This is a genomic window from Rhizobium sp. N122, from assembly GCF_002211295.1.
Taxonomy (GTDB): domain Bacteria; phylum Pseudomonadota; class Alphaproteobacteria; order Rhizobiales; family Rhizobiaceae; genus Rhizobium.
The window spans coordinates 1-11,471 of sequence record NZ_LOKU01000027.1 but is presented as its reverse complement, the minus strand read 5'-3'; the positions used below and the strand labels follow the sequence as shown (position 1 = coordinate 11,471).

General features: G+C 62.1%; 11 protein-coding genes and 2 pseudogenes. All 13 read left to right on the top strand.

All coding sequences use genetic code 11. The features are described 5' to 3' along the window. The first annotated feature begins 176 nt into the window (after positions 1–176). Positions 177–1,070, top strand: a complete 894-nt coding sequence (locus ATY75_RS19835; RefSeq protein WP_088938892.1) for a VOC family protein — start codon at positions 177–179, stop codon at positions 1,068–1,070. Next, the gene (gene kdsA / locus ATY75_RS19830) at positions 1,070–1,915 is read left to right on the top strand and encodes a 3-deoxy-8-phosphooctulonate synthase (protein ID WP_088938860.1); all 846 of its coding nucleotides are present in this window, start codon (positions 1,070–1,072) and stop codon (positions 1,913–1,915) included. The genes ATY75_RS19835 and kdsA overlap by 1 nt, the downstream gene beginning before the upstream one ends. Before the next feature lie 141 nt (positions 1,916–2,056). Continuing rightward, a complete protein-coding gene (gene eno, locus ATY75_RS19825) occupies positions 2,057–3,331 on the top strand; it encodes a phosphopyruvate hydratase (protein ID WP_088938859.1) in 1,275 nt (424 codons plus the stop codon). A 136-nt stretch (positions 3,332–3,467) separates the two neighbouring features. Beyond that, positions 3,468–3,788: a septum formation initiator family protein gene (locus tag ATY75_RS19820; RefSeq protein ID WP_049735204.1), complete on the top strand. Its 321-nt coding sequence runs from the start codon at positions 3,468–3,470 to the stop codon at positions 3,786–3,788. A 145-nt stretch (positions 3,789–3,933) separates the two neighbouring features. Further along, entirely contained in the window at positions 3,934–4,980 is a 1,047-nt protein-coding gene (pdhA, locus tag ATY75_RS19815) for a pyruvate dehydrogenase (acetyl-transferring) E1 component subunit alpha (protein WP_064838360.1), read from the top strand. A 16-nt stretch (positions 4,981–4,996) separates the two neighbouring features. Continuing rightward, positions 4,997–6,388 carry a pyruvate dehydrogenase complex E1 component subunit beta gene (locus ATY75_RS19810; RefSeq protein WP_088938858.1) on the top strand — a complete coding sequence of 464 codons (1,392 nt, stop codon included), beginning with the start codon at positions 4,997–4,999 and terminating at the stop codon, positions 6,386–6,388. Positions 6,389–6,403: 15 nt separating this feature from the next. Continuing rightward, a complete protein-coding gene (locus ATY75_RS19805) occupies positions 6,404–7,756 on the top strand; it encodes a pyruvate dehydrogenase complex dihydrolipoamide acetyltransferase (RefSeq protein ID WP_088938857.1) in 1,353 nt (450 codons plus the stop codon). Between the two features lie 19 nt (positions 7,757–7,775). Beyond that, entirely contained in the window at positions 7,776–8,417 is a 642-nt protein-coding gene (locus ATY75_RS19800; RefSeq protein ID WP_088938856.1) for an SGNH/GDSL hydrolase family protein, read from the top strand. Between the two features lie 2 nt (positions 8,418–8,419). Then, entirely contained in the window at positions 8,420–9,001 is a 582-nt protein-coding gene (locus tag ATY75_RS19795; RefSeq protein WP_088938855.1) for a GNAT family N-acetyltransferase, read from the top strand. A 17-nt stretch (positions 9,002–9,018) separates the two neighbouring features. Beyond that, positions 9,019–10,464, top strand: coding sequence for a dihydrolipoyl dehydrogenase (lpdA, locus tag ATY75_RS19790; protein WP_088938854.1), 1,446 nt, complete (start codon positions 9,019–9,021; stop codon positions 10,462–10,464). A 92-nt stretch (positions 10,465–10,556) separates the two neighbouring features. Then, a complete protein-coding gene (locus tag ATY75_RS19785; protein WP_003573335.1) occupies positions 10,557–10,811 on the top strand; it encodes a GlsB/YeaQ/YmgE family stress response membrane protein in 255 nt (84 codons plus the stop codon). 14 nt (positions 10,812–10,825) lie between these two features. Further along, positions 10,826–11,073 (top strand): annotated as a pseudogene (locus ATY75_RS19780) (GlsB/YeaQ/YmgE family stress response membrane protein). A 46-nt stretch (positions 11,074–11,119) separates the two neighbouring features. Then, positions 11,120–11,471, top strand: a pseudogene (locus ATY75_RS19775) (lipoyl synthase); the annotation flags it as partial.

Below are 11,471 nucleotides of genomic sequence, written 5' to 3'. Positions count from 1 at the left end.
AAACAAATCCAGAACAGACACTATATGTTCCATATGTGTTCCGCAAGTAGCTAAATTTCCGTAAAACTTGGCGCCAACTCGTTGAGATTTTTATTTTCATTCGCCGGATCGGCGCCATGTCTTGCATTGAGGAAGGCGCCGTCGCACATCTCTTCGCAATTGCAGGAGGGGATATCATGAACACGAATTCCGCCAAGCCGCACCCACTGGATCATGTCGTGCTGCCGGTCGTCAATATCGATCTGGCGCGCGAAAGACTCGGCAAGCTCGGCTTCACCGTTGCGGCCGATGCCCGTCATCCCTTCGGAACGGAAAATGCCTGCGTCTTCTTCGCCGACAAGACCTATCTGGAGCCGCTCGGTATCGCCAGCGTCGAGGAGAGCGAGTCCTCGGCGCGGCAAGGCAATGTCTTCACCGCCCGCAACCGGGCCTTCCGCTTCCGTTGCGGCGATGAGGGGCTTTCGGCCGTGGTTTTCGGCACCGAGGATGCCGGCCTCGATCATCAAAGCTTCATTTCAGGCGGATTGAGCGCCGGCGAGATGCTGGAGTTCAGCCGGCTGATGAAAATGCCGGACGGTTCCAAAGGCATCGGCAGCTTCAAACTGGCCTTTGCCGCGGATCTGCGGGCACCCGATTTCTTTCTCTTCACCTGCCAACGCATCAATCCATTGCCGGCCGACCGCGGCGCGCTGGAGACACATGCCAATGGCGTGACCGGCATCGCCGAGATCGCGCTGTGCGCGCCTGATGCCTCCGCCTTCGCCGGTTTCGTCAGCCTTGTCATGGCGCAGTCGGCCGTCGAGAAAACCAGTTTCGGCGTCAATATCGCGGCGCCGAATGCGAAAATCAGCCTGATGACGCCGGAAGGGCTGGAGGCCTATTTCGAGTTTGCCATCTCATCCGCCGACCGCGGCCTGCGCGGCCGGGCCATCCGCTTCACCGTCGCCGATCTTGCCGTGACAGAAGCGCATTTGGCTGCTAACGGAGTGACCTACACGCGCAAGAACAATCGTATTCTGGTGAAGCCGGCGCCCGGGCAGGGCACGCTTTTCGCCTTCGAGGAAAGATGATGAGCACTGATACGAATTCGGAAGTCAGGATCGGCGCGGGCGCAGGCCAGGTCACCTTTTCCAATACCGGCCGCCTGTCGCTGATTGCCGGCCCCTGCCAGATGGAGAGCCGCGACCATGCCTTCATGGTTGCCGGCACGCTGAAGGAGCTCTGTGCAAAGCTCGGCATCGGTCTCGTTTACAAGAGTTCCTTCGACAAGGCGAACCGCACCTCGCTGTCGGCAGAGCGCGGCATCGGCCTTGAAAAGGGCATGCAGGTCTTCGCCGATCTCAAGAAGGAGTTCGGCTTTCCCGTCCTGACCGACGTTCACACCGCCGAGCAATGCGCCGAAGTGGCAAAGGTGGTCGATGTCCTGCAGATCCCGGCCTTCCTCTGCCGCCAGACCGACCTTCTGATCGCCGCCGCCGAGACCGGCCGTGCCGTCAATGTCAAGAAGGGCCAGTTTCTTGCCCCCTGGGACATGAAGAACGTGCTGAAGAAGCTCAACGCCAGCGGCAATCCGAACGTGCTGCTCTGCGAACGCGGCGCCTCCTTCGGCTACAACACGCTGGTTTCCGACATGCGCGCATTGCCGATCATGGCGTCGATGGGTGCGCCGGTCATTTTCGATGCGACCCATTCGGTGGCGCAGCCGGGCGGACAGGGGGAATCCTCCGGCGGTCAGCGGGAATTCGTGGAAACGCTGGCGCGCGCGGCGGTGGCGACCGGCATTGCCGGCGTCTTCGTCGAGACCCACCAGGACCCCGACAACGCACCGTCCGACGGCCCGAACATGGTCTACCTCAAGGACATGCCGCGGCTTCTGGAAAAGCTGCTGGCCTTCGATGCCGTCGCCAAGGGCTGACAGTCAAAAGCCTGACATGTTCGTGTTATAGCGACGATCGGACATGCAGGTCGAAGGTGCAGCAATGCGCCATTGTAATTTGCACGCCTTCGATTATGACAGGCTTCGAACGATTGATCACCCACCGAGCAGGAAGAACCGATGACTGCAATCACCGATATCATCGCCCGCGAGATTCTCGATAGCCGTGGCAACCCCACCGTCGAAGTCGACGTCTATCTCGAAGACGGCAGCATGGGCCGCGCGGCCGTTCCCTCGGGCGCTTCGACCGGCGCCCATGAGGCGGTCGAGCTGCGCGACGGCGGCAAGCGCTACCTCGGCAAGGGCGTACAGAAGGCGGTCGATGCCGCCAATACCGAGATCTTCGACGCGATCGGCGGCATCGACGCCGAAAACCAGATCCAGATCGACAACATCATGATCGAGCTGGACGGCACGCCGAACAAGTCGCGCCTCGGCGCCAACGCCATCCTCGGCGTCTCGCTCGCCGTCGCCAAGGCTGCCGCCCAGGCCTCCGGCCTGCCGCTCTACCGTTACGTCGGCGGCGCTTCCGCAAGTCTGCTGCCGGTGCCGATGATGAACATCATCAACGGCGGCGCCCATGCCGACAATCCGATCGACTTCCAGGAATTCATGATCCTGCCGGTCGGCGCCGATACGATCGCCGAAGCCGTACGCATGGGCTCGGAAGTCTTCCACACGCTCCGCAAGGAACTGGCCGCCCAGGGCCACAACACCAATGTCGGCGACGAAGGCGGTTTCGCACCGGGCCTGAAGAGCGCTTCGGAAGCCCTCGATTTCATCATGAAGTCGGTCGAGAAAGCCGGCTACAGGCCGGGCGAGGACATCTACCTCGGCCTCGATTGCGCCTCGACGGAATTCTTCAAGGACGGCAAATACGTTCTCGAAGGTGAAGGCCGCACGCTCGAATCGGGCGCCATGGCCGAATATCTGGCCGAACTTGCCGCCAAGTACCCGATCATCTCGATCGAAGACGGCATGGCCGAAGACGACTGGGACGGCTGGAAGACGCTGACCGACCTCACCGGCAAGAAGACCCAGCTCGTCGGCGACGATCTCTTCGTCACCAACTCCGCCCGTCTTCGCGACGGCATCCGCATGGGCGTCGCCAACTCGATCCTCGTCAAGGTCAACCAGATCGGTTCGCTGACGGAAACGCTCGACGCCGTCAACACGGCGCATAAGGCTGCCTACACCGCCGTCATGTCGCACCGCTCCGGCGAAACCGAAGATTCGACCATCGCCGATCTCGCGGTCGCCACCAACTGCGGCCAGATCAAGACCGGCTCGCTGTCGCGTTCCGACCGGCTCGCCAAGTACAACCAGCTGATCCGCATCGAGGAAGGCCTCGGCCCCCAGGCCCAGTATGCCGGCCGCTCGATCATCCGCGGCTGATCGAATCTGCTTTCGACAATTTGACCCGCGCCCCTCCCGGCGCGGGTTTTTTGTTGGCCGTTTTTACGGTCAACGAACGGTTAATCTCTGGGCGTTATGCTGAACGAATTGGTAATGCGTTCAAGAGCATGCGTGTATGTGGACAAAGCATCATAAGAAGAGAAAATTCGGCCGCTTCGTCATTCCGGCCATGACGGTCGCCTTCCTCTCCTATTTCGGCTATCATTGCATTCACGGCGATTACGGCCTGCGCGCAACGGAGACGTTCGAGCACCAGCGCGTCGCGCGTGAAAAAGAGCTTGCGATCTTGAAGGCGAAGCGCGAACATCTGGAAAATCAGGTCGCGCTGCTGAGTGATGGCTCGCTCGACAAAGATATGCTGGACGAAAAAGCGCGCTATCAGCTCAATATGTCGCGCGCGGACGAGATCGTCATATTCAACCATTATTCCAATTAACCGGAATTAGGTTAATTTGAATTTTCTGCGTATTTCCAATAGTTTAGTGCCGAATACGAGCCATGCAATTATGGCATTGCTGTGGTCGTGTTTCTTCCCTATGGTACGCGGCACCGAGAACCGACAAACCATAGGGGAGGGTTGAATGGCGCCGCGAAAGACCGCGACGGTTTCCAGCCGGAAAACATCAGCAAAACCTGCAGCGAAAGCATCGAACGGAGGCCCTGTCGCCGACTTCGATCGCGACGAGGAGCTCAAGGCCTATCGCGAGATGCTGCTGATCCGCCGCTTCGAGGAGAAGGCCGGCCAGCTTTACGGCATGGGTTTCATCGGCGGCTTTTGCCACCTCTACATCGGTCAGGAAGCTGTCGTCGTCGGCATGCAGATGGCGCAGAAGGAAGGTGACCAAGTCATCACCGCCTATCGCGACCACGGCCACATGCTGGCCACCGGCATGGAAGCGCGCGGCGTCATGGCCGAGCTGACCGGCCGCCGCAGCGGCTATTCCCACGGGAAGGGCGGCTCGATGCACATGTTCTCGAAAGAGAAGCATTTCTACGGCGGCCACGGCATCGTCGGCGCCCAGGTCTCGCTCGGAACCGGTCTTGCCTTCGCCAATCATTATCGCGGCAACGGCAACGTCTCGATCGCCTATTTCGGCGATGGCGCCGCCAACCAGGGCCAGGTCTACGAGAGCTTCAACATGGCGGCTCTTTGGAAGCTGCCGATCGTCTATATCGTCGAGAACAACCGTTACGCCATGGGCACCTCGACGGCCCGCGCCACTGCCCAGTCGAACTATTCGCTGCGCGGATCCGGTTTCGGCATCCCCGGTATTCAGGTCGACGGCATGGACGTGCGTGCCGTCAAGGCGGCCGCCGACGAGGCGCTCGAACATTGCCGCTCCGGCAAGGGCCCGATCATTCTCGAAATGCTGACCTATCGCTATCGCGGCCACTCCATGTCCGATCCGGCGAAATATCGCTCGAAGGAAGAAGTGCAGAAGATGCGCTCCGAGCAGGATCCGATCGAGCAGGTCAAGGCGCGCCTCATCGAAAAGGGCTGGGCCTCCGAAGACGATCTGAAGGCGATCGACAAGGATGTCCGCGACATCGTCGCCGACAGCGCCGATTTCGCCCAGGCCGATCCGGAGCCGGATGCATCCGAGCTCTACACCGACATTCTGCTCTAATCGGGGGAGGGAACCCATGCCTATCGATATCCTCATGCCCGCCCTCTCTCCGACGATGGAAGAAGGCACGCTGTCCAAATGGCTGAAGCAGGAAGGTGACAAGGTCACCTCAGGCGACGTGATTGCCGAAATCGAAACCGACAAGGCGACGATGGAAGTCGAAGCCGTCGACGAAGGCGTCATCGGCAAGCTGCTGGTCGATGCCGGCACCGAAGGCGTCAAGGTCAACACCAAGATCGCCGTGCTGCTGCAGGATGGCGAATCGGCCGACGCGATTTCCACTGCGCCTGCTGCTGCTCAGCCAGTCGCTGCTCCGCAGGTTGCCCAGGAAGAAAAGCCGACCAACACCGGTTCGGCTGCTGCTCCCGTTCCGGCCGAGCCGAAGGCTGCCGTTCCGAACGATCCGGAAATTCCGGCCGGCACCGAAATGGTGTCGATGACCGTGCGCGAAGCGCTCCGCGACGCCATGGCCGAAGAAATGCGCGCCAGCGACGACGTCTTCGTCATGGGCGAGGAAGTCGCCGAATATCAGGGCGCCTACAAGGTCACCCAAGGCCTGCTGCAGGAATTCGGCCCCCGCCGCGTCATCGATACGCCGATCACCGAGCACGGCTTTGCCGGCGTCGGCGTCGGTGCGGCAATGGCCGGCCTTCGCCCAATCGTCGAGTTCATGACCTTCAACTTCGCCATGCAGGCGATCGACCACATCATCAACTCCGCCGCCAAGACGCTCTATATGTCCGGCGGCCAGATGGGCGCTCCGATCGTCTTCCGCGGCCCGAATGGTGCGGCCGCCCGCGTCGGCGCCCAGCACAGCCAGGATTATGCGGCCTGGTACAGCGCGATCCCCGGCCTGAAGGTCGTCATGCCTTATACGGCGTCCGACGCCAAGGGCCTGCTGAAGGCAGCGATCCGCGATCCGAACCCGGTGATCTTCCTCGAAAACGAAATTCTCTACGGCCAGCACTTCGACGTGCCGAAGCTCGATAATTTCGTCCTGCCGATCGGCAAGGCCCGTATCCATCGTTCGGGTAAGGACGCCACTGTCGTCTCCTTCGGCATCGGCATGACCTATGCGACGAAGGCGGTTGCCGAACTCGAAAACATCGGCATCGACGTCGAACTGATCGACCTTCGCACCATCCGCCCGATGGACCTTCCGACGGTCATCGAATCGGTCAAGAAGACCGGCCGCCTCGTCACTGTCGAGGAAGGCTATCCGCAGTCCTCCGTCGGCACCGAAATCGCCACCCGCGTCATGCAGCAGGCCTTCGATTATCTCGATGCGCCGATCCTGACCATTGCGGGCAAGGACGTGCCGATGCCTTACGCCGCCAATCTCGAAAAGCTGGCGCTTCCGAACGTCGGCGAAGTCGTCGATGCGGTGAAGGCTGTTTGCTACAAATAAGGGGAGGGTATCTCGATGCCGATCAATATCACGATGCCCGCCCTCTCTCCGACCATGGAAGAAGGCAATCTGGCCAAGTGGCTGGTCAAGGAAGGCGACAAGGTCAAGTCAGGCGATGTGATCGCCGAGATCGAGACCGACAAGGCGACGATGGAAGTCGAAGCCGTCGATGAAGGCACGGTCGCCAAGCTCGTCGTTGCCGCCGGCACCGAAGGTGTCAAGGTCAACGCGCTGATCGCCGTTCTTGCCGCCGATGGCGAAGATGTCGCCGCTGCCGCAAGCGGCGCCGGTTCGCCCGCTCCGGCAAAAGCTGAGGCCGCCCCGGCTGCGAAAGCCGAGGCCGCTCCGGCCCCGTCCGCTCCGGCTGCTGCACCGGCGCCTGCCGCTACCCCTGCCGCGGTTTCATCAAACGGCAACCGCACCTTCTCCTCGCCGCTCGCCCGCAGGCTCGCCAAGGAGGCCGGTATCGACCTTTCGGCGGTCGCTGGCTCCGGCCCGCATGGCCGCGTCGTCAAGAGCGATGTGGAAGCCGCCGTTGCCGGCGGTGGCGCCAAGTCAGCGCCCGCACCGGCCGCTGCTGCTCCGCAGGCTGCCGCAGCTCCGGCTCCGGCCGCTGCGGCGCCAAAGGGCGCTTCCGAGGAAGCCGTGCTCAAGCTCTTCGAGCCGGGCTCCTACGAGCTCGTGCCGCATGACGGCATGCGCAAGACGATCGCCCGCCGCCTGGTCGAATCGAAGCAGACGATCCCGCATTTCTATGTCAGCGTCGATTGCGAGCTCGATGCTTTGATGGCGCTGCGCGCCCAGCTGAACGATGCGGCGCCCCGCAAGGACAACGCTCCGGCCTACAAGCTCTCGGTCAACGACATGGTGATCAAGGCCATGGCGCTGGCACTGCGCGACGTTCCCGACGCCAACGTGTCGTGGACAGACAGCAACATGGTCAAGCACAAGCACGCCGATGTCGGCGTCGCCGTCTCGATCCCCGGCGGCCTGATCACCCCGATCATCCGCAAGGCCGAGCAGAAGACGCTGTCCGCCATCTCCAACGAGATGCGCGACCTCGGCAAACGGGCCAAGGACCGCAAGCTGAAGCCCGAAGAATATCAGGGCGGCACCAGCTCGGTCTCCAATATGGGCATGATGGGCGTGAAGAACTTCGCGGCCGTCGTCAACCCGCCGCATGCGACGATCCTCGCGGTCGGCGCCGGCGAGCAGCGGGTCGTCGTCAAGAACGGCGAAATGGCGATCGCCACGGTGATGTCCGTCACGTTGTCGACCGACCATCGCTGCGTCGATGGTGCGCTCGGCGCCGAGCTGCTCCAAGCCTTCAAGGGCTATATCGAAAACCCGATGGGCATGCTTGTCTGATAGCGAAGCGGAGGCGGAAATGACCAAGACCGTTCTTTGCTATGGCGACTCGCTGACCTGGGGTTATGACGCCGATACGATCGGCCGTCATGAGTACAAGAACCGTTGGCCGAGCGTGCTTCAGGCAGCGCTCGGCAGCGAGGCGCGCGTCATCGCCGAAGGCCTCAACGGCCGCACCACCGCTTTCGACGATCATCTCGCCGATTGCGACCGGAACGGCGCGCGCGTCCTGCCGACGATCCTGCAGACGCATGCGCCGCTCGACCTCGTCATCCTCCTGCTCGGCACCAACGACATGAAGCCGGTCGTGGCGGGTTCGGCCTTTGCCGCCTGCCAGGGCATCAGCCGGCTGGTGCGGCTGATCCGCAATCATGCCTGGCCCTTCGAATTCGACGGGCCGGAGATCCTGATCGTGGCGCCGCCGGCGATCTGCGCGACGGGCAATGTGCCCTTCGCCGCATCCTTTCCCGGCGGCATCGAGGAATCGGCCAAGCTTGCGACACTCTATCGTGATCTTGCCGACGAACTCGGCTGCGGTTTCTTCGACGGCAATTCCGTCGCCAGGACCACGCCGATCGACGGCATCCACCTCGATGCGGAGAATACCCGTGCGCTCGGGCGTGGGCTGGAATCGATCACGCGGATGATGCTGGGGATCTGAGCATGACCGCCTTCATCGCCCTGCGGCAGGCCTCACGGCGGGATGCCTCGGAGCTGGCGATCCTGGCGGATATTGCCTCGCATGGGTTTGCCTCCTGGCTCTGGTTCGCTGATGTTGCGAATGGTGTCAGCGACACGCCTTTGGAGCGGGGGCGGCTGAAAATGAGTGAGGAGGAGGCTGTCGGCGGCTGGCGGAATGCCGTCATCGCCGAGGCTTATGGCGAAGTTGCAGGTGTGGCGATCGGCCATGCGCTGGAGGACGGCATAAGCGATATCGAGGCGACGATCCCGGCGACAGAGCCGATGCTCGCCTTGCAGAAGACGGTGATCGGAAGCTGGTTCATCGGCAGTCTCGGCGTCTATCGCCATCTGCGCGGCATAGGCATCGGACGCAGACTGCTGGAGGATCAGATCGACAGGGCCGATCGCCGGCCCGTCAGTCTCATTACCGCAAGTAATAACGAGGCGGCTTTGTCGCTTTATGGAAGAAACGGATTTTTGGAGGCTGCGCGCGCCGATGCCGTGCCGCTCTTCGATAACAGCAAGAGCCACGCGTGGGTGCTCATGACCCGCAGCGCAGCGTAACAAAGGGCAGGACACACATGGCTGAATCCTACGACGTCATCATCATCGGCTCCGGTCCGGGCGGCTATGTCGCCGCCATCCGCGCCAGCCAGCTCGGTCTGAAGACCGCGATCGTCGAGCGCGAGCATATGGGCGGCATCTGCCTGAACTGGGGCTGCATCCCCACAAAGGCGCTGCTGCGCTCGGCCGAGGTGCTGGATCACGCCAATCACTTCAAGGATTTCGGCCTCGTTCTCGAGGGCACGGTCAAGCCGGACGCCAAGGCCGTCGTCGGCCGCTCGCGCGCCGTCTCAGCCCGTCTGAATGCCGGCGTCGGCTTCCTGATGAAGAAGAACAAGATCGACATCATCTGGGGCGAAGCGAAGTTAACGAAGCCCGGCGAAATCGTCGTCGGCAAGTCATCGAAGCCGGTGGTCGAACCGCAGCATCCGCTGCCGAAAAACGTCAAGGGCGAGGGCACCTATACCGCCAAGCACATCATCATCGCCACCGGCGCCCGTCCGCGCGCGCTGCCCGGCATCGAGCCCGATGGCAAGCTGATCTGGACCTATTTCGAGGCGCTGAAGCCGGATGCGCTGCCGAAGTCGCTGATCGTCATGGGCTCGGGCGCGATCGGCATCGAATTCGCCAGCTTCTATCGCTCGATGGGCGTCGACGTGACGGTCGTTGAAGTCATGCCGACCATCATGCCGGTCGAGGATGCCGAAATCACCGCCATCGCCCGCAAGCAGCTGGAAAAGCGCGGCCTGAAGATCTTCACAAGCGCCAAGGTCACGAAAGTCGAGAAGGGTGCCGGCAGCATCACCGCCCATGTCGAGACGTCGGACGGCAAGGTGCAGCAGATCACCGCCGATCGGATGATCTCCGCCGTCGGCGTTCAGGGCAATATCGAAAATCTCGGCCTCGAGGCGCTCGGCATCAAGACCGACCGCGGCTGCGTCGTCGCCGACGGTTACGGCAAGACCAATGTCGCCGGCATCTATGCGATCGGCGACGTCGCCGGCCCGCCGATGCTGGCGCACAAGGCCGAGCATGAGGGTGTGGTCTGCGTCGAGAAGATCGCCGGCCTGCCGAATGTGCATCCGACCGATAAGGGCAAGGTTCCGGGCTGCACCTATTGCAATCCGCAGGTCGCCTCCGTCGGCCTCACCGAAGCCAAGGCCAAGGAGCTCGGCCGCGACATCCGCGTCGGCCGCTTCTCCTTCGCGGCGAACGGCAAGGCGATCGCGCTCGGCGAAGACCAGGGCATGGTGAAGGTGATCTTCGACAAGAAGACCGGCGAACTGCTCGGCGCCCACATGGTCGGCGCCGAAGTCACTGAGCTCATCCAGGGCTTCGTCGTGGCGATGAACCTCGAAACAACAGAGGAAGAGCTGATGCACACGATCTTCCCGCATCCCACCGTCTCCGAAACGATGAAGGAAGCGGTGCTCGATGCCTATGGCCGTGTGCTGAACGCTTGATAATTTCCGGGGCCGCCCTCTTTGTCCGGGGTGGAAATTTACTCCAGGAGTGGAAAGCCACTCCGGGGTGGAAAAGATGAAAGGAAATTATCATGTCTATGGAGACGCAGGCGTTGCTGGTGTTTTTGCTGATCGGCCTTGTTGCAGGCTTCCTCGCTAGCCTCGTCGTCGGTGGCGGCGGCCTGATCCGGTGCCTGCTCAGCGGCATCATCGGTGCGTTCGTCGGCGGCTATCTGTTCAGCGCGCTCGGGATTTCGCTGGGCATTGACAACGCGCTGGTCGTGCAGATCATCCACGCCACCGTCGGCGCCATCATCGTGGTGCTGATCGCCAGGGCGGTCGCTTAAGGGGTAGGGCCGGCATGGAAGGCGTGGGCTGGATTTCGGCAATCATCATCGGTGGCCTTGCAGGCTGGCTCGCCGGCAAGCTGATGGACGCACGGTACGGGATTTTCCTGAACATCGTGCTCGGCATCGTCGGCTCGGTTGTCGCCACCGCCATCCTCGCCCAGTTCCATGTCCAGCTCGCCGGCGGACGGCTCGGTTACTTCGTCACGGGTTCCTTGGCGCCTGCCTGCTGATATTCCTTGCGCGGCTGGTGCGGCGCTAGGTCCTGATAATTTGCCGCATAGGGGCGGTAGAAAGCTGAAACTGCAATGGTGACCATTCTCGACACGATCAATCCCGACGCCAAGCGTGTGCGCCATCCGGAGAAGGCGCATCGGCCGGATACGGAAGTCATGCGCAAGCCGGACTGGATCCGCGTCAAGGCGCCGACCTCCAAGGGTTATGCCGAAACGCGGGCGATCGTGAAGGAGCACAAGCTCGTCACCGTCTGCGAGGAGGCCGGCTGCCCGAATATCGGCGAGTGCTGGGACAAAAAGCACGCCACCTTCATGATCATGGGCGAGATCTGTACCCGCGCCTGCGCCTTCTGCAATGTCGCCACCGGCAAGCCGAACGCGCTCGATATGGCCGAGCCGGAGAACGTCGCCAAGGCGGTCAAGG

Excerpts from the sequence above, each read along its gene's own strand:
- ATY75_RS19835 (WP_088938892.1), top strand. The coding sequence starts at position 177 with ATGAACACGAATTCCGCCAAGCCGCACCCACTGGATCATGTCGTGCTG.
- pdhA (WP_064838360.1), top strand. The coding sequence starts at position 3,934 with ATGGCGCCGCGAAAGACCGCGACGGTTTCCAGCCGGAAAACATCAGCA.
- lpdA (WP_088938854.1), top strand. The coding sequence starts at position 9,019 with ATGGCTGAATCCTACGACGTCATCATCATCGGCTCCGGTCCGGGCGGC.
- ATY75_RS19805 (WP_088938857.1), top strand. The coding sequence starts at position 6,404 with ATGCCGATCAATATCACGATGCCCGCCCTCTCTCCGACCATGGAAGAA.
- ATY75_RS19795 (WP_088938855.1), top strand. The coding sequence starts at position 8,420 with ATGACCGCCTTCATCGCCCTGCGGCAGGCCTCACGGCGGGATGCCTCG.
- ATY75_RS19785 (WP_003573335.1), top strand. The coding sequence starts at position 10,557 with ATGTCTATGGAGACGCAGGCGTTGCTGGTGTTTTTGCTGATCGGCCTT.
- ATY75_RS19810 (WP_088938858.1), top strand. The coding sequence starts at position 4,997 with ATGCCTATCGATATCCTCATGCCCGCCCTCTCTCCGACGATGGAAGAA.
- ATY75_RS19820 (WP_049735204.1), top strand. The coding sequence starts at position 3,468 with ATGTGGACAAAGCATCATAAGAAGAGAAAATTCGGCCGCTTCGTCATT.
- eno (WP_088938859.1), top strand. The coding sequence starts at position 2,057 with ATGACTGCAATCACCGATATCATCGCCCGCGAGATTCTCGATAGCCGT.
- kdsA (WP_088938860.1), top strand. The coding sequence starts at position 1,070 with ATGAGCACTGATACGAATTCGGAAGTCAGGATCGGCGCGGGCGCAGGC.
- ATY75_RS19800 (WP_088938856.1), top strand. The coding sequence starts at position 7,776 with ATGACCAAGACCGTTCTTTGCTATGGCGACTCGCTGACCTGGGGTTAT.